Annotated in this window: 18 protein-coding genes; 11 read left to right on the top strand and 7 right to left on the bottom strand. The window is 74.1% G+C overall.

Annotation, left to right across the window (positions count from 1 at the left end; genetic code table 11):
- Positions 1-165 precede the first annotated feature (165 nt).
- The 4 genes from BLV96_RS04165 (at position 166) to glgC (ending at position 5,844) form a co-directional block, all read left to right on the top strand.
- Entirely contained in the window at positions 166-1,692 is a 1,527-nt protein-coding gene (locus tag BLV96_RS04165) for a choice-of-anchor A family protein (RefSeq protein ID WP_244180034.1), read from the top strand.
- Positions 1,693-1,863: 171 nt separating this feature from the next.
- Positions 1,864-3,381 (top strand): glycosyltransferase family protein, encoded by a 1,518-nt coding sequence (locus tag BLV96_RS04160; RefSeq protein ID WP_244180033.1) that lies wholly within the window; start codon positions 1,864-1,866, stop codon positions 3,379-3,381.
- 94 nt (positions 3,382-3,475) lie between these two features.
- A complete protein-coding gene (gene glgA, locus BLV96_RS04155) occupies positions 3,476-4,630 on the top strand; it encodes a glycogen synthase (RefSeq protein ID WP_086684124.1) in 1,155 nt (384 codons plus the stop codon).
- Complete coding sequence (gene glgC / locus BLV96_RS04150) at positions 4,627-5,844, top strand: glucose-1-phosphate adenylyltransferase (protein WP_167379524.1); 1,218 nt, start codon at positions 4,627-4,629, stop codon at positions 5,842-5,844. The genes glgA and glgC overlap by 4 nt, the downstream gene beginning before the upstream one ends.
- Positions 5,845-5,901: 57 nt before the next feature.
- Here the strand turns inward: glgC and BLV96_RS51180 are convergent, their stop codons facing one another.
- Both BLV96_RS51180 and BLV96_RS49680 read right to left on the bottom strand, forming a co-directional pair.
- On the bottom strand, positions 5,902-6,030 hold the full coding sequence (locus tag BLV96_RS51180) for a hypothetical protein (RefSeq protein ID WP_279627520.1): 129 nt from the start codon (positions 6,028-6,030) through the stop codon (positions 5,902-5,904).
- Positions 6,031-6,109: 79 nt separating this feature from the next.
- Positions 6,110-6,259: a hypothetical protein gene (locus tag BLV96_RS49680; RefSeq protein ID WP_167379523.1), complete on the bottom strand. Its 150-nt coding sequence runs from the start codon at positions 6,257-6,259 to the stop codon at positions 6,110-6,112.
- A gap of 149 nt (positions 6,260-6,408) precedes the next feature.
- Between BLV96_RS49680 and BLV96_RS04145 the strand changes: the two genes are divergently transcribed.
- Positions 6,409-6,867, top strand: coding sequence for a MarR family winged helix-turn-helix transcriptional regulator (locus BLV96_RS04145; RefSeq protein ID WP_091388746.1), 459 nt, complete (start codon positions 6,409-6,411; stop codon positions 6,865-6,867).
- A gap of 105 nt (positions 6,868-6,972) precedes the next feature.
- Positions 6,973-8,010 (top strand): NADPH:quinone reductase, encoded by a 1,038-nt coding sequence (locus BLV96_RS04140; RefSeq protein ID WP_086680076.1) that lies wholly within the window; start codon positions 6,973-6,975, stop codon positions 8,008-8,010.
- Here the strand turns inward: BLV96_RS04140 and BLV96_RS04135 are convergent.
- Entirely contained in the window at positions 7,994-8,833 is an 840-nt protein-coding gene (locus tag BLV96_RS04135; RefSeq protein WP_158104202.1) for a DUF1932 domain-containing protein, read from the bottom strand. The genes BLV96_RS04140 and BLV96_RS04135 overlap by 17 nt on opposite strands.
- Before the next feature lie 43 nt (positions 8,834-8,876).
- Complete coding sequence (locus tag BLV96_RS04130; protein ID WP_086680080.1) at positions 8,877-9,827, bottom strand: alpha/beta hydrolase; 951 nt, start codon at positions 9,825-9,827, stop codon at positions 8,877-8,879.
- A gap of 105 nt (positions 9,828-9,932) precedes the next feature.
- Here BLV96_RS04130 and BLV96_RS04125 point away from each other — a divergent pair, with 105 nt between their 5' ends.
- Positions 9,933-10,958, top strand: coding sequence for a PucR family transcriptional regulator (locus tag BLV96_RS04125; RefSeq protein ID WP_086680082.1), 1,026 nt, complete (start codon positions 9,933-9,935; stop codon positions 10,956-10,958).
- Positions 10,959-10,997: 39 nt separating this feature from the next.
- On the opposite strand, the gene BLV96_RS04120 is transcribed toward BLV96_RS04125, so the two are convergent.
- Positions 10,998-11,948, bottom strand: a complete 951-nt coding sequence (locus BLV96_RS04120; RefSeq protein WP_086680084.1) for a TIGR01777 family oxidoreductase — start codon at positions 11,946-11,948, stop codon at positions 10,998-11,000.
- Positions 11,949-11,980: 32 nt separating this feature from the next.
- Entirely contained in the window at positions 11,981-12,862 is an 882-nt protein-coding gene (locus BLV96_RS04115) for a LysR family transcriptional regulator (RefSeq protein WP_086680086.1), read from the bottom strand.
- 105 nt (positions 12,863-12,967) lie between these two features.
- On the opposite strand from BLV96_RS04115, the gene BLV96_RS04110 reads away from it, so the two are divergent.
- From BLV96_RS04110 to BLV96_RS04100, 3 genes are all read left to right on the top strand, one after another.
- A complete protein-coding gene (locus BLV96_RS04110) occupies positions 12,968-14,161 on the top strand; it encodes an MFS transporter (protein ID WP_086680088.1) in 1,194 nt (397 codons plus the stop codon).
- A gap of 460 nt (positions 14,162-14,621) precedes the next feature.
- Positions 14,622-15,485, top strand: a complete 864-nt coding sequence (locus BLV96_RS04105) for a universal stress protein (protein ID WP_091388744.1) — start codon at positions 14,622-14,624, stop codon at positions 15,483-15,485.
- A 58-nt stretch (positions 15,486-15,543) separates the two neighbouring features.
- A complete protein-coding gene (locus tag BLV96_RS04100) occupies positions 15,544-15,936 on the top strand; it encodes a hypothetical protein (protein ID WP_086673430.1) in 393 nt (130 codons plus the stop codon).
- A 141-nt stretch (positions 15,937-16,077) separates the two neighbouring features.
- Here BLV96_RS04100 and BLV96_RS04095 read toward each other — a convergent pair whose 3' ends face one another.
- The gene (locus BLV96_RS04095; RefSeq protein WP_086673428.1) at positions 16,078-16,674 is read right to left on the bottom strand and encodes a TetR/AcrR family transcriptional regulator; all 597 of its coding nucleotides are present in this window, start codon (positions 16,672-16,674) and stop codon (positions 16,078-16,080) included.
- 37 nt (positions 16,675-16,711) lie between these two features.
- Here BLV96_RS04095 and BLV96_RS04090 point away from each other — a divergent pair, with 37 nt between their 5' ends.
- Complete coding sequence (locus tag BLV96_RS04090; protein WP_086673427.1) at positions 16,712-17,053, top strand: cupin domain-containing protein; 342 nt, start codon at positions 16,712-16,714, stop codon at positions 17,051-17,053.
- Positions 17,054-17,168: the final 115 nt, after the last annotated feature.

Raw genomic sequence — 17,168 nt, 5'->3', positions numbered from 1 at the left:
GGCTTCCGCGCCGATCGGCGCGGAACACCCCGGCAAACTTGACAACAATCCACTCAAGTTTGTCGCCCGGGGACACCCTCCCCGATCGGGTGGATCGCCGGGCGACCGCGCTGACCGGCCGCTATCGTCCGCGACGGAGAGTCCACAGTGGACAGGGGAGGTCCCGTGCGCGTGACCCATGCCGCCCTGGCGGCGCTGGCGGCCTGCGGGCTCGTGGCCCTCTCGGTGCCACTCGGCCGGACCGCGCACGCCGATCCGCTGCCCGACGGCCTCGGCCCGTGCGTGCCCGGCACGTGCCCGACCGTCCACCCGCCGGTCGGCAACGGCCCGTTCGCCGGCCGCGACAACGGGGTCAACCTCTACGTCGGCGGCGACATGCGCGTGACCGGCAGCGCGGCCGAGGCGGAGGGCCGCGTGGTCGTCGGCGGGGACTTCACGCTGCGGAAGACGTCCGGTTCGTCGATCTACAACGTCGGTGTCGCCGGGGTCGGCTCCCGCGTTCCGCCACCGGACGGAGCCGACTACCTGACCGTCGGCAAGGACGTCACCGTCGCCGAGGGGCAGCGGCTCGACGCCGTCGGCGACTCGGCGGGCGGGGTCGTCCGCCACGCCGGGTCGGTCACCGGCACCGTGATCGGCAAGCTCGTCCACGACCCCGCCGCGCTGCAGCCGTACGCCGGGCTGCGGGGCCGGCTCGAGGCGGCGAGCAAGTGCTACGCGCGGGCCGCGACCACCGGGACCGCGAAGAACCAGGGGTACCAGACGCTCTTCACCGGCGACGGCAAGTCCAAGCTGCAGATCTTCACGATCGACGCCGACATCGCCGGGCCGGGCGGCAGCACGCAGGGCATCGCGTTCGAAGGCATCCCCGAAGGCGCGACGGTGCTGGTCAACCTCACCGGCCGCGTCCGGACGATCAACACCTACAGCGGCACGCTCGATGACAACGACCAGCTCAACAAGCTGCGGCCGCGCCTGCTGTGGAACTTCCCGGACGCGAGCACGACGGCCCTCACCGGCAGCGGCATGTTCCAGGGCAGCGTGCTCGTGGGCAACCCGGCCGGGACGACGACCGTGACGCTGCCGGGCACGAACGGCCGCTTCTTCACCGCGGGCGACCTCGTCCACGGCTCGGGTTCCGGCCAGGGCAGCGGGCAGGAGTTCCACGCGTACCCGTTCGTCGGCGACCTGCCGTCGTGCCACGGCAAGCCCGACCCGACCACGACCACCACCAAGACGACCACCACCACGCCGACGACGGTCACCACGACGGCCGGCCCCACGACCACGACGGCGCCGACGACCACCACGAGCCCGGCCACGACCACACCGACCACCACCGCACCCACGACCACCAGCCCGACCACGACGGCCCCCGCCACCACGACACCCACGACCACGACCCCGGCCACCACGGCCGAGCCCTCGACCACCGCACCGTCCACGACGACAGGCCCGGCCACCTCGACGGAGACGTCGACCGAAACGTCCACCTCGACCCGCACCTCGACGAGCCCGGCGAACCCGACGAGTTCGACCACCCCGGCCCCAGCACCGACCACCACCCCGGGCGGCGGCACCGGCCTGCCGGACACCGGCACCGACGCCGGCCCGCTGCTGGGCCTCGGCGCCCTGCTCCTGACCGGCGGCACCGCCCTCGTCCTGGTCACCATCCGCCGCCGCACGCCCTGACCGCGTCCACTGTGGACCACACTGCGGACCCCGCCGGGCCATGACACGATCAGGTGAACCCCGGCGGGTCCGGCGGACGTGATCCGGGTGTAGCAGCCCGGTAATACGCCGTCGTTACGGTGCCGGGCCATGGCAGTCGGACAGCGGGCGGTGGTTCCGCGAGGTGGGCAGGTGCTGGCGGAAACGGACGCGAAGACCACGACCGCGCCCCGGTGGCTGCCCGTCTTCGGGGCGGTGCTGGGCGCCGTCGTCTTCCTGGTGGTGCGCGGCAGCCTCACCGACGACGGCTACATCACCCTCGCCTACGCCAAGAACCTCGCCGTGCACGGCGAGTGGGGCCTCATCCCGGGCTCGCCGGCGAACTCGGCGACGTCGCCGCTGAACGTCCTGCTCCTCGCCGCGCTGACCCTGGTGACGCGGGTGACGGGCGGCCCGCACCCGGTGGTCGCGCTCGGGATCCTGACCGTGCTCTGCGGCGCCGCGCTCGGCTGGGCGTGGCTGCGCCTCGGCCGGGCGTTCGCGCTGCCGGCCGCCGCCGGCGTGCTCGGGGTCGCGCTGGTGCTGCTGAACCCGTTCGTGCTGTCCGCGATCGGCCTGGAAGTCCTGCTGATCCCCGCCGTACTGCTGGTGCTGACCGTCTTCGCGGTCGAAGCGCGGCCGCTGCTCTTCGGCGTGACCGCCGGGCTCACCGTCCTGACGCGCCTGGACCTCGTGCTGTTCGTCGTGGTGATCGCGGTGAGCGCGCCCGCGATCCGGCGGCGCCTGCTGCCCGTCGCCGGGGTGGCCGTGCTGACCGCGGCGCCCTGGTTCGTCGTCAGCTGGGTCGCCTTCGGGTCGTTCGTCCCGGACACGCTGGTGATCAAGCAGCTGCAGGCCGGGCTGTTCGCGCCGTGGACCTACAGCACCGGGCCGGTCATGTACTACGTCGGCTGGCCGGTCACCGTGCTCGTGTCGTTCGTGCCCGCGCTGCTCGGCGTGGTCGCGCTGGCGGGCTGGGCGGCCGCGCGCTTCGGCGTCCGCTGGCCGCAGTTCCCCGCCCTGGGCCCGGTCGCCGCGCTGGCCGGCGGCGGGATCCTCTACTACGTCGCGTATTCGCTGCTCGGGGTCGGGCCGTTCCACTGGTACTACGTGGCCCCGGTGACCGCGGCGAGCGCTTTCGCGGTCGCCGCCTTCGGCGCCTGGCTCGGACAGGCCCGCGAGCGGCCGGCGCTGCGCGGTGCTCCCCCGGCGCTCGCGCTCGGGCTCACCGGCGTCCTGGTGCTGGCCGGGGCCGCGGTCGACGCCGCGCAGGGCGTGCCGTGGAAGTCGCCGGTGATCTTCGGGAACTGGGCGAGCGCCCCGGACTACGCGCGCGTCGGCACGGAGCTCGGCGCCCGGCTCGGCGGGGCCGCCGTGGCCAGTCCCGGCGAGATCGGCACCCTCGCCTACTTCTGCGAGTGCGCGATCCTCGACGAGTTCTCCGACCGCGGCCAGGCGGTCGCGCTCGTCGAAAAGCGGATCGCGACGGCGAACCCGCTGATGAGCCTGGCGCTGCGGGTCAACTACCACTGGCTCGACCGGTCCGCGGCGCCGCGCAAGCCGGACTACCGGCTCGTCTACGCGACGGGCCCGGCGACCGGACCGGACAGCTGGCAGGTCCGGTCCGCGGCCAAGGGCACCGGCCACTTCACGCTGACCCGCGAACCCTGATCTTCGCGCTCATCTGAGCAGTGACGGAAAACTCCGAAGATTCCCCTGGACGCCAGACTGCGCCACAGGCCGGGAAGGCCATAGGGTTCCGGTCATGAAGGTCGGCCTGCTCACCCGGGAATACCCGCCGGAGGTCTACGGCGGCGCCGGAGTTCACGTGGAGTTCCTCGCCCGGGAGTTGCGGCCGCTGGTCGACCTCGACGTGCACTGCTGGGGCGCGGACCGCCCCGACGCGACCGGGCACACCGATCCCCACGGCTACCGCCAGCCCGCGTTCACGACCATGGACATCGCCGTGTCCATGGCGAACGCCCTCGAAGGCCACGACCTCGCGCACAGCCACACCTGGTACGCGAACCTGGCCGGGCACCTGGCGAAGCTGACGCACGGCATCCCGCACGTCGTCACCGCGCACTCGCTCGAACCGCTGCGGCCGTGGAAGGCCGAACAGCTGGGCGGCGGCTACCGCGTCTCGTCGTGGATCGAGCGCGAGGCCTACGAGTCGGCGGACGCGATCGTCGCGGTCAGCGGCGGCATGCGCCGCGACGTCCTCGCCGCCTACCCGGCGGTGCCGCCCGAGCGGGTGCACGTGATCCACAACGGCATCGACACCGCGCTCTACCGCCCCGACACCGCGACCGACGCGCTGGCGAAGCACGGCATCGACCCGAACCGGCCGTACGTGCTGTTCGTCGGCCGGATCACCCGCCAGAAGGGCGTGCCGCACCTCGTGCGCGCGGGCGCGTCGCTCGACCCCGGCGTCCAGCTGGTGCTGTGCGCGGGCGGCGCGGACACCCCCGAACTCGACGCCGAGTTCCGCGGGCTGGTCGCCGACCTGGAGAAGACCCGCACCGGCGTCCGGTGGATCCCGGAGATGCTGCCGCGGAACGAGGTCGTGCAGCTGCTGACCCACGCCGCGGTGTTCGCGTGCCCGTCGGTCTACGAGCCGCTCGGCATCGTGAACCTGGAGGCGATGGCCTGCGGCACGCCGGTGGTGGCCAGCGACGTCGGCGGCATCCCGGAGGTCGTCGACGCCGGCCGCACCGGGCTGCTCGTGCACTACGACGAACAGGACGCGCAAGGGTTCGAGGCGGGCCTGGCCGCCGCGCTGAACGAAGTGGTCGGCTCCCCGGACCGGGCCGCCGCGATGGGTACCGCCGGCCGCGAGCGCGCGGTCGGCGAGTTCGGCTGGAAGGCGATCGCCGAGCGGACGGTCGCCCTCTACGAGGCGTGCGGGAGGTCGTCGTGAACACTGGAGCCGACGTGCTGGGCATCGTGCTCGCGGGCGGCGAGGGCAAGCGGCTGATGCCGCTGACCGCCGACCGCGCGAAACCGGCCGTGCCCTTCGGCGGTGTGCACCGCCTGGTCGACTTCGTGCTGTCGAACATGGTGCACGGCGGGTTCCGGCGGCTGTGCGTGCTGACGCAGTACAAGTCGCACTCGCTCGACCGGCACATCTCGACGACGTGGCGGCTGTCCTCGCTGACCGGCGAATACGTGACGCCGGTGCCGGCGCAGCAGCGGCTGGGCCCGCGCTGGTACCAGGGCAGCGCCGACGCCATCCACCAGAGCCTCAACCTGGTCTACGACGAGGACCCCGAGTACATCGCGGTGTTCGGCGCGGACAACATCTACCGGATGGACCCCCGGCAGATGCTGGAGTCCCACATCTCCTCGGGCGCCGGGGTGACGGTGGCCGGGATCCGGGTGCCGCGGGCGGAGGCGAGCTCGTTCGGCGTCATCCGGACCACCGACGGGCTGATGATCGACGCGTTCATGGAGAAGCCCGACGACCCGCCGGGCCTGCCGGACTCCCCCGAGGAGTCGTACGTGTCGATGGGCAACTACATCTTCACGACGAAGGTGATGCTCGAGGCGCTGCACGCGGACGCCGAGAACGCGGCGTCCCACCACGACATGGGCCGGGACATCATCCCGGCGCTGGTGAAGTCGGGCGAAGCGGCGGTGTACGACTTCAACGGCAACGTGGTGCCCGGCGAAACCGAGCGCGACCACGGCTACTGGCGCGACGTCGGGACGATCGACAGCTACTACGACGCGCACACCGATCTGATTTCGACGCACCCGATCTTCAACCTGTACAACCGCAAGTGGCCGATCCTGGCCCACCCGGGCCAGCGCGCGGCGGCGAAGTTCGTCGAGGGCGGCTCGGCGAACCAGTCGATCGTCAGCAACGGCTGCATCATCTCGGGCGCGCAGGTGGTGGACTCGGTGCTGTCGCCGGACGTGCTGGTGGAGCACGGCGCGGTGGTGCAGGGCTCGGTGCTGCTGGACGGCGCCCGGGTGGGCCGCGGCGCGGTGGTGCGGCGGGCGATCCTCGACAAGAACGTCGTGGTGCCGCCGGGGGCGCACATCGGCGTCGACCTGGCTCGCGACCGCGGGCACTACCACGTGAGCGAGGGCGGGATCGTGGTGCTGGGCAAGGGAGAACGCGCGATCTGAGCCGGCGGGCCGCCGCGGGGTTTCGCCCGCGGCGGCGGTCCGGTGTGGACCGCCGGTTCAGCGCGCGGCCGCCGAAAGGCGCTCGAGGACCTGGCGGGGGTCGATGCCCCAGCGCTCGGCCAGCTCCGAAATCGTGGCGCCCGCCGCGTGCTCCGCGGCGATCATGCTGTTGACGACGCCTGCCACGTTCCACTCCTCGACCGCAGGTGCACGGGTGTCCGACATGCTACATGTTCACTGCGAACGTCGAACAAAGTGCCACAGGTCAGCGTCTCGCTTCGTCCGGCTCGCCCGGCGGATTCGTCGTTTCGGCCCGCGCGCGGGTGGCACTGAACACGGCGTCGAAAATCGGCGTCGGTTCACCGTCGTCGCGCTGCGGCCGCTGGTCCCCCGAGCCGCGCTTTTCCTCTCCCACGCGCCCAGTTTCTGCGACGGCGGCCGATTTCGCGCGGGCAACACCGAAAATCGCCCGGCCGGGGGATCACCTACGCGAAACCCGTTTTCGGCATTTCCCGCCGGCGGTGCGATCTGCCGCCCCCGGGCATCGTGTGTCAGAATCCTGACATGAGTCGAGACGACCTCGGCGTCGACCTGAAGACGTCCCTGGGCTACCTGCTGAAAGAGGCGTCGAGCGCCCTGCGCGCGGCCATGGAGGAGGTGCTGCGGCCGCTCGGGATGAGCGTCACGCACTACTCCTGCCTCGAGCTGCTGGCGCAACGGCCGGGCTTGTCGAACTCCGAGCTCGCGCGGGGCGCGTTCGTGACCCGGCAGACGATGAACGTGCTGCTGCAGAACCTGGAGCGGGACGGCTACGTGAGCAGGCCCGCGGCGGCGCCGGTCGGCAAGGTGCTTCCCACGCGGCTCACGCCCCGCGGGCGGCGGAGCCTGGAGAAGGCGAGCGCGGCGGTCCGGGCCGTCGAGGTCCGGATGCTGGCCGGGATGACCGGGGCCGACCAGGCGGCGGCGTTCCGGATCCTGCGGGGCATGATCGGTTCCCTGCGCACCGGCGACGACGGCGGATAAGCTCCTTCTTCTTCCGCGAACAGCCGAACAATGGCCGCGGATTCCACCTCCGTCCATTTCCGGGTGCCCGGGAATAACCCGGCGGGCGGCGGGATTGCACCGGGCATGAAAGCAGTCGTCTACCGCCGCCACGGCGGACCCGAGGTACTGTCGCTGTCCGAGCGGGCCGTCTCCGACCCCGGGCCCGGCGAGGTCCGCGTCCGGGTCGTCGTGTCCGCGGTCAACCCCACCGACTGGAAGGCCCGGGCCGGCCGCGGCGCCGAGGCGGGGACCGAAACGCCGGACACCGTGCCCAACCAGGACGGTGCCGGCGTCGTCGACGCGGTGGGCCCGGACGTCACCGGCCTCTCCCCCGGCGACCGCGTGTGGCTGGTCCTCGCCGGCACCCACGGGCCCGAGGCCGGCACCGCGCAGGAGTACACCGTCCTGCCCGCCTCGCAGGTGGTCCCGCTGCCCGAGACCGCGCGGTTCGACGACGGCGCCGGGTTCGGCGTCCCGGGCCTGACCGCGCACCGGGCGCTGACGGTCGCCGAAGACGGGCCCAGCCGGCTCGCACCCGGCGCCCTGGACGGCCGGACGGTGCTGGTCAGCGGCGGCGCCGGCGCGGTCGGCAACGCCACCATCCAGCTCGGCCGCTGGGCCGGTGCCACGGTGATCGCCACGGTCAGCAGCGACGAGAAGGCCGCTCTCGCCCGCGCGGCCGGCGCCCAGCACGTGCTGCGCTACCCCGATCCCGAACTGGCCGCCCGGATCCGCGAGGTCGCGCCGGACGGCGTCGACCTGGTCGTCGAGGTCGCGGCCGCGGTCAACGCGAAGCTGCACACCGAGGTCCTGCGCCCGCGCGGCACGGTCGCGGTCTACGGCAACGACCGTGGCGGGGCGACCCTCAGCCTGGACTTCGGCGCGAACCTGTGGCTCAACACGCGCTACCAGTTCCTCGTGCTCTACACGGTCGGCGCGGACAAGCTGCGGGCCGGCGCCGAAGACGTCACGGCGGCGCTGGCCGACGGCGCGCTGCGGCTCGGCGAGGACCGCGGGGTGCCGGTGCACCGCTTCCCCTTGGCGGACACCGCGAAGGCACACATCGCGTCCGAGGAGGGCGCGACCGGGAAGGTGCTGATCGACGTCACCCCGGCGGGGTGACCAGCGCCTGAAGCAACCGCGGGAGCGTGACGCCGTCGTCGTCGCGGTGCTCGCGCCAGTGCCCGAACAGCTCGCGCACGGCGTCGAGCAGCGCCGGGGACAACCCGGCGGCGGCGCACGCTTCCGCGATTTCGGCCATCTCGCCCTCCCACCGCCATGCCCGCCCGGCGGCGGAGGCGATTCCGGCGGGCGCGCCCAGCGGCGTGGCCGGCAGCACGTCGGCGGCGAGCTCCCGCAGCTCGTCGCCGACGCCGTGGTGTTCGGCCAGCGCGTACGACTGGGCGGCGAGGGCGAAGGTGAGCTTGTTGTAGGCGGCGAAGGAGAGCTTGAGCGCCGACGCGCGGCCGACCGGCCCGTCGAGGACGACCGGCTTCAAGTACGTGCCTTCGAACAAGCGCGCCAGCGGCGTGACGGCGGCTTCGGGTCCCGACAGGTAGAGCCGGGTGGTCCCGGCCGACCGCGGGGGCGGCCCGACGAGCCCGCCGTCGGCGACGGTCGCCGTCCCGCCGAAGAGCGCTTCGACCTCCTCGGCGTGCCGGGGGCTGATGGCGTTCGCGTCGAGGTAGACGCCGGCGAACCCGGTGGCCGCGACGGACCGCGCGACGTCGAGCGCGTGGGCGGGCGGGCAGACGCTGAGCACGACATCGCACCCGGCCAGCGCGGCGACGTCCGGCACCTCGGTCAGCCCGGCTTCTTCGGCACGACGGCGCGTCGCGGGGCCGCGCCCGGCCGAAACCCAGGAGACCGGGGTCCCGGCGCGGGTGAGCACGGCCCCGACGGCGGCGCCCATCGCGCCGGGGTGCAGCAGTCCGACCGATGTCACGGCGGCTCCTTCCACGGGAGCCCCCATGATCGCCCACGACGCGCTAGACGCGCAGGCCGCGGCGCAGGGCGTCGACCTCGTCGGCGAACATCCGGCGCGAGATCGCCGCCGTCTCCACCATGCCGGAGCCGTGGAACGTGCCCGGGTAGTGCCGCAGCTCGGTCGCCACGCCGGCGTGCGCGAGGCGCCGGGCGTACTCGATCCCCTCGTCCCGCAACGGGTCGAACTGGCACGTCGTGACGAACGCGGGCGGCAGCCCGGCCAGGTCCGCCGCGCGGGCCGGGGCCGCGTACGGCGAGACGTCGTCGCCGCCGGGTTCCGCGCCGAGGTAGCTGGTCCAGCTGTAGATCGCGTTCGGCCGGTTCCACAGCGGCGTGTCGGTGTAGGCCGTCATCGACGGGGTGCCGAGGCGGTCGTCCAGCTCCGGGATGCCGAGGTACTGGAAGCACAGCGCCGGGCCGCCGCGGTCGCGCGCCAGCAGCGCCACCGCCGCCGAGAGGCCGCCGCCCGCGCTTTCGCCGGCCACGCCGAGCCGGGCCGGGTCGATGCGCAGCTCCGCCGCCTTGGCCTCGACCCACTGCAGGGCCGCGTAGCAGTCCTCGACCGGCGCCGGGAACGGGTGCTCGGGGGCCAGCCGGTAGTCGACCGACACGATCACGATGCCGAGCTCGTCGACCAGCCGGAGCAGCGGCGCGTGGAACATGTCCAGGTCACCGAGGACGAACCCGCCGCCGTGGATGTACAGCAGGCCGGGCACCTCGCCCGTGCGGTTCGCCGGGGAGTAGACGCGCACCGGGACCTCCGGCGCGTCGGACGGCCCGGGCACGGTCGTGTCGCGGACGTCGACGGGGTGCACCGGCTCGTAGGCCGGCAGGACGTCGCCCAGTTCGCTCATCGAGGAGCGCGCGGCGACCAGGGCGTCGTAGTCGGTCAGGGTCACGCCCGGCAGCATGTCCAGCCAGGGCAGCAGCTCGGGATCGATCGCGTAGGTCATGGGACCGATCTTCGGCCGCGGGACACGGTCGCGGCCACCGCCACGCGGCGGGCGTTGCGGGTGCGGACCTCGCCATCCGGCGGCGGGCGCGCCTATCGTGACGGCATGAAGGGGCTGCTGCTGCGGCTGTCCGGGCTCGACGCCGACGCCGAGAACGCCGTGCGGGTGATCGGGTTCTTCGACCGCCTGATCACCGGCCGGGCCGGGCTGGACGCGCTCGTGCGCAGCACGGCCGACCTCGCCGGCTGCCCGGTCGGCGTCCACGCGCCGGGTCAGGGGATGTCGCTGCGGGCGGACCCGGGCGGGGCCGTCGCGCCGCCCGGCACGGCCCCCGCCGGGGCGGCCGTCCGCCGGCTCGAGGGCGGCGTCGAGGTGTGGGTGGCCCGCGCGGGCGCGCCGGTCCCGCTCGACGACATGCTGCTCGAACGGTTCGCGATCGCGACCGCGGTCCTCCTGGAGCAGAACGGCGTTCCGCGTCCCGAGCTCGGCGACCCGGCGCTCGTCGAACTGGTGCTGTCCGGCGACGCGGGCGCGGCCGAGCGGTCGCGGGCGCTGCACCTGCTCGGGATCGCGCCCTCGGCCCGGCTGCGCGTGCTGGCGGGCACCGGCGTCGACGGGCTCGCGGGGCGATCGGCCCAGCTGGGCGGCGTGCGCGCGATCCTGGCCGAGGCGGTCCCCGCGGCGTTCGGAGACGGCGGCCGGGCGGGCATCGGCCCGGAGCTGCCCGCCCTCGACGCGGCGCGGTCCTGGGCGGCGGCCCGGACCGCGCTGCGGTTCACTTCGGACACCGAGCCGGTGGTGTGGTGGGAGCGGCTGGGCAGCCTCGGCGCGCTCGGTTCGCTGCTCGGCGACACGGACCTGCACGACCTGCCGGACGTCCGCGCCCTCGACCGGCTCGCGGCCGAACCCCACGGCGCGGACACGCTGTCGGCGCTCGACGCGTTGTGCGCCACCGGGTCGGCCCGCAAGGCCGCGGCGGTGCTGCACCGCCACCACAGCACGATGCCGGCCCGGCTGGCCCGCGCCGAAGCCGTCCTCGGGTTCGAGGTCGACTCCCCCGCCGGCCGGTTCCGGCTGCACCTCGCGCTGATGCTGAGGAGGCTGCGGGACAATAGCGCCGTAAGTCCGTGAATGGCACATTCACGGACGCTAAGTCCGTGAATGTGCCATTCACGGACTTACCCGGCGGATCAGGTCTTCCGCCGCGGCCGGCCAGTCCGGGTGCTCGAAGGCGAAGCCCGCGTCTCGCAAGCGGCCCGGCACCACCCGGCGGCTTTTGAGCAGCAGTTCGGTGTCCGAGCGCAGCGCGAACGCGCCGAGCTCCGCCAGCCACTTCGTCGCCGGGAGCCCGAACGGGACCCCCGCCGCCGCGCGCAGAGCGCGCATGAAGTCGCGGTACGGCAATGGTTCCGGGGCCGCGAGGTTGACCGGCCCGCTCACGTCGTCCCGGGCGATGAGGAAGTCGATCGCCCGGACGAGGTCGCCCTCGTGGATCCACGACAGGTACTGCGCGCCGCCCGCGACCGGGCCGCCGAGGCCGAGGCGGGTCAGCCGCAGCAGCATCGCGAACGCGCCGCCGGGCTCGGGGCTCATCACCATCGCCGTGCGCAGCGCGACCTTGCGCGTGCGCGGGGTGCCGGCCGCCGCCTGCTCGCGCTCCCACGACCGGGCGAGGTCGACGCTGTAGGCCCAGTACGCGGGCACGCCCGGCTCGCCACCGCCGAGGACGCCGGTGGTCTCGTCGTTCGGGGCGTCGAAGCGGTGCGCGTAGATCGTCGCCGTGCTCATCTGCAGCCAGACCCGCGGCGGCCGCGCGGCGCGTTCGATCGCGCCGCCGACGACCCGCGCCGAGTCGATCCGCGAGGTCCACATCTCCCGCAGGTTCGCCCGGGTGTAGCGGCAGTGCACCGACCGGCCGGCCAGGTTGAGCACGACGTCGCTGCCGTCGAGCTCGGCGGCCCACGGCCCGGCGGCGCGCGCGTCCCAGCGGACGTGGCGCACGCCCGGCTCCGGTGCGGCGTCCCGCCGGGTGAGCACGACGACCTCGTCGCCGCGTGCGGTGAACGCGCGGCTCAGCACGCGCCCCAGGTGCCCGGTCCCGCCGGGTATCACGACCTTCACGGACCCCACCGTACCGAAGGATTTGAACGCGTTCAAATATTGGCGGCGAGGAGATCGAGCAGCGTCCGCAACGCGCGGCTCGGCGGCTTCGCGGCCGAGGTGACGACGTTGAGCGGCCAGTCCAGGCCGGCGCCGGCGAGCGGCACCACGACGACACCCGGCCCGTCGGGCGCGGGAAGGTCCGGCACGACCGCGACACCCAGCCCGGCCGCGACGTACCCGGGGACGGTCCGCAGGTCGGCGACCTCGACGGTGACCCGCCGCGGCGACCCGAGCGCGTCGAACGCGCGGTCCAGGGCGACCCGGTTGCCGAAGCCGCGCGGGGTGTCGACGAAGGACTCGCCCGCCAGGTCGGCGAGCCGCACCGCGCGCCGGCCCGCCAGCCGGTGGGTTTCCGGCAGCAGCACGACGAACGGCCGGGTGTCGACGCGCAGGACATCGAGCCCGGCGAGGTCGGCTTCGGGCAGGCCCACCACCGCGACGTCGAGCCGGCCCTGGCGGACCTCTTCGGCCAGCCCGGTCGAGCCGGTGAGCGACACCGTCACGTGGATGTCCACGCGCGGGTGCCGCCGGTGGAACGCCCCGAGCAGCCCGGGCAGGTCCACCCCGCCGATCGAGGTGAGCGTGCCGATCCGCAGGCTGCCGCGCACCCCCTCCGAAGCCTCTTGGACGGTCGCGCGGGCGCGTTCGACGGCCTCGATCGCGGTCTTCGCCTCGGGCAGGAACGCCGCGCCGGCCGCCGACAGCGCGACACGGCGGGTGGACCGGTCGAACAGCTTGGTGCCGAGTTCGGTCTCCAGGGCGCGCACGGCAGCGGACACGGTCGACTGGACCGCGAACATCCGCTGGGCGGCCCGGGTGAAGCTGAGTTCCTCGGCCACCGCGACGAAGTACTCGAGCTGACGCGTCTCCATTCATCGATCGTACCGATAACTCGGACCAGGACTTTTCGTTGGACTTGCTGAGTCGGCGGGCCCATCGTGGAGGGCGGAAGATCCCCCGCCTCCCGGAAGGTCCCGATGTCCGTCACCCTTTCCCCCGCCCGGCTCCGGATGAGCCACGGCTGGGGGTTCCGCGTCGTCGCGGTCGCGTTCGCGACGGCGCTGGCGTTCTCCACCGTCCCGACGCCGCTGTACGCGCTTTACCAGCAACGGGACGGGTTCCCGGCGTTCCTCGTCACCGTCGTCTTCGCCGCGTACGCGGTCGGCGTGATGCTGAGCCTGTACCTGGCCGGCCACGTCAGCGACTGGCTCGGCCGCCGTCGGGTGCTCGTCGCGGGACTGCTGGCCGAGGCGCTGTCGGCGGCGGTGTTCCTGCTGTGGCCGGAGGTGCCCGGCCTGATCGTCGCGCGGCTGCTGAGCGGCGCGGGGATCGGCGCGATCACCGCGACCGCCACCGCGCACCTGTCCGAGCTGCGCCCGCGGGCGCGGGCCGGCCTCGCCGCGACGGTCGTCAACGCCGGTGGTCTGGCCCTGGGTCCCCTGGCCGGCGGGCTGTTCGCGCGGTTCGCGGGTCAGCCGCTGCACACGCCGTTCGCGGTGTTCCTGGTGGTCCTGCTCGCCGAGGCGGCCGTGGTGAGCCTGGTGCCGGAGACCGTCGAACGCCGGGAGGAGCGCCCGGCCTACCGGCCGCAGCGGCTGTCCCTGCCACCCTCGGCCCGGTCCGGGTTCGCCGGGGCGGCGACCGGCGCGTTCGCGGCGTTCGCGCTCAGCGGGCTGTTCATGGCACTCGCCCCGACTCTGCTGGCGCACGAGCTGCACGAGCCGTCCCGCCTGCTCGCCGGACTGGCGCCGTTCACGATGCTGGGCAGCGCGGCCGTCGCCCAGATCGGGCTGGCGCGCTTGCGCACGACGGTCCAGCTGCGAGCGGGGTATGCGCTGATGGGCACCGGGCTGGTGCTGCTGGTGTTCGCGGGGACGGTGCCGCTGTTCTTCGCGGCGAGCGCGCTCGCGGGAGCGGGCTTCGGCCTGGGCTTCCGCGCGGCGGTCGGCACGGTCGCGGCTTTGGCGGACGACTTCAGCCGGGGCGAGGTGCTGGCCGCGTTGTTCCTCGCGGCGTACGCGGGGTTGGTGGTGCCGGTGCTGCTGATCGGGCTGGCGATGCTGGTGGCGTCCGGGCCGGTGGTGCTGGGTGGGTTCGCGGTGCTGGAGCTGGGTTTGCTCGGCTGGTCCGCCCGGCGCACCCTCGGCTCCCGCGCCGGTGGGCTCGGCTGAACGGGCCGGGCCGTGCCGGGCGCCCGGCACGATCGCGGCGCTCGCACCCGCGGTTGGTGGCGCCGGCTCGGCTGATCGACCTGGCGATGCCGATGGCGCCCGGACCGGTCGCGCTGGCCGGGTTCGCCGTGCTGGAGCTGGGTTTGCTCGGCTGATCGGACCGCCGCACCCTGGGCTCCCCTGCCGACCGGCTCGGCTGATCGGACCGGTGGCGCTGGCCGGGTTCGCCGCGCCGCAACCGGGCTCGCCCAGCTACTCGGCCCGCCGCATCCTCGGCCCCCGCCCCGGCCGGCTCGGCTGAACGGGCCGGGCTGGGCGCCCGGACCGGTCGCGCCGGCTAGGTTCGCGGTGCTGGAGCTGGGTTCGCTCAGCGGGTCCGCCCGCCGCACCCTCGGCCCCCGCCCCGGCCGGCTCGGCTGATCGGGCCCGCCCGCCCCTTCCTCGGGCATACAGTCGGCGGATGACCGCTGCAGCCGCGCCGCCGATCGTCACCGGGGTGGACGGGTCGGCCGAATCCCTGGACGCCGTCCGGTGGGCCGCGCGGACCGCCTGCCTGCGGGACGCGCCCCTCGAAATCGTGCACGCCCTCGACGTCCCCGCGCTGCTCGCGGGCGGGGTCGTCCCGCCGCCCGAAGAAATGATCGACGCGCTGCGGGCCCGGGGCCGGCGGGCGTTGCGGACCGCGCGGGAACTCGCGGCCGCGCAAGGGGTTCCGGGCGCCGGCACCCGGCTCGACCCCGACCGGGCCGCCCAGACGCTGATCGAAGCGTCGCGGGGCGCCTCGCTGCTCGTCGTCGGCTCCGCCGGACACGGACGGCTCGCCGGCCTGCTCGCGGGCTCGGTCGCCACCGCGCTCGGGACGCACGCCCGCTGCGACACCGTCGTCGTCCGCGGGGATAGCTGGGACGAGCCCGGCGCGAGCGACCGTCCGGTGGTGACCGGGATCGACGGCAGCGAAGCCGGGACGCGGGTGCTCGCGGCGGCCGTCGCCGAAGCCCGGGCCCGCCGCGCGCCGCTGGTCGTCCTGCACGCCTGGGCGGACACGCCGCCGCCGCGGCCGGACCCGCGGTGCGTCGACGACGCCGGGCGGCGGCTGCTCGGCGAACGGCTGCACGACCACGACACCGGTGACGTCGCCGTCGAGCAGGTCGTCGTCCACGCCCACCCGCGACGCGAGCTGATCGACCGCAGCGGGGCCGCCCAGCTGATCGTCGTCGGCGACCGCGGCCGCGGCGGTTTCCCCGGGCTGCTGCTCGGCTCGACCGGGCAGGCGCTGCTGCACCACGCGGCGTGCCCGGTCCTGCTCGTCCGCACCGCCCTTTGAGCGGAAGCGCGACGGAAGCCGGCCACGGCAGGATGGCGGGGAACGAGAGGAAGAACCCATGAAGACAGTGGTGGCGGCCGCAATCCTGATCACGGCGCTGGCGACCCCGGCCCAGGCGGCGACGGTCAAGCAGGTCACGAGCACCTGCCACGCCGGCGCGTTCGCCGGGACGTTCACGCTGCGCTACGAGACCACCGGCGGCTACCACCACCCGCTCGGCTCGTACACGACGTCGGGGCCGTACATCGGCGACTCGGGCACGCAGACGCTGCGGATCTCGTACGTGGACGGGTTGGGCACGCACGCGGTCTACACGTGGGCGGGGCCGGCGACGAACGGAACGCAGAGCCTGCCGGCGGGACTCGCGATCCCGGCGACGGCACGGGGAACGGCGTCGGTGAAGTTCGACAACGGCTCGACGCCCTGCACGGCGACGGTGCCGATCACGTAGGGCCAGTGAGGGGCCGCGCGGGATGGCTCGCGCGGCCCCGGCCTGCGCTCCGGTTCGCCGCGACCGAAGGCAGCGCCGAAGATCGCCGGGGCCGCTTGAGCCGCACCGGCCTCGACCTGCGTTGGCCGCACCGGCCTCCCCTCACGCCGCCGGACCGAGCGCGGCGCGGAAGATCGCCCGCGCCGAGGCCGCCAGCACCTCTGCCGCCCGCTCGCGATCCAGGCCGCCGATGTCCGTCAACCACACCAGCGACTCGATCCCCGTCGCCGAGCGTATCGCCACCGCCAGGCCGTGCACGTCCACCTCGGGATGGGTCTCGGCAAGCGGCTCCAGCGCCTCCTCGATCCACCGGATCGCCCGGCCGCCGCGGAGCACCGGCTGCTCCGCTCCCGGTTCCAGCGACAGCCGCAGCTGGGTGCGCAGCTGGGGTTCCCAGCGCACCGTGAACCCGATGAACTCGCGCATCACCAGGTCCAGCCGCGCGGCGAGGTCGGTGGGCGCGTCCGGTGGGAGCAAGCCCGCGCCGGCGTCGATCTCCGGGTACGCCGCCAGCAGCAGAGCCCGCTGGTTCGGGAAGTACCGGTAAGCCGTCGTGCGCGAAATCCCCGCCTCCGCCGCGGCGTCCTCGACCGTCGGGGCGGCTCCGCGCGCCAGGAGTTCGTGGGCGGCGGACACCAGCGCCGCCCGGGTCCGGCACTTCTGCCGGCGCCGGCCCGTGGACTCATATGGCACTTCCATGCCATCATGGTACTCAAGTCCCATAAAGGAGGCTGCCATGACCGCCGATCCGGCCGAAACGAACCCCGAGCTCTACCGCGTCGTCCTCGAGAACGACCGGGTGCGGGTCCTCGAATACCGCGACCGGCCCGGCGACCGGACCGCGCCGCACCGGCACCCGGACACCGTGATGGTCACACTCGGCTCCTTCAGCCGCCGCATTTTCGCGGGCGGTCGCGAGGTGCGCGTCGACCTTTCCGCCGGCGAGGCGCGCTGGGTGGCGGCGCAGGAACACTCCGGCGAGAACGTCGGTGACACGCCCACACACGCCTTTTTCGTCGAACTGAAAGAGCCTGGGCCCGCGATCGTTCCGGGTGCGGCCCTGGGGCCCGGCGAGTGAGCCGGCCGCCGGGAAACCCCGGCCGGTAGTCGACAGTTCACCGACGCCGCTTTTCCTTCCTGTCGACGTATCTCGCGCCCCCCACCACGCTCCTGTACGCCTGAGCGCGGACGCG

The sequence above is a fragment of the Amycolatopsis pretoriensis genome (genome assembly GCF_900107925.1).
Taxonomy (GTDB): Bacteria; Actinomycetota; Actinomycetes; order Mycobacteriales; family Pseudonocardiaceae; genus Amycolatopsis; species Amycolatopsis pretoriensis.
Note: the sequence above shows the minus strand (reverse complement) of the source record. Positions and strands in the feature narration are given on the sequence as shown.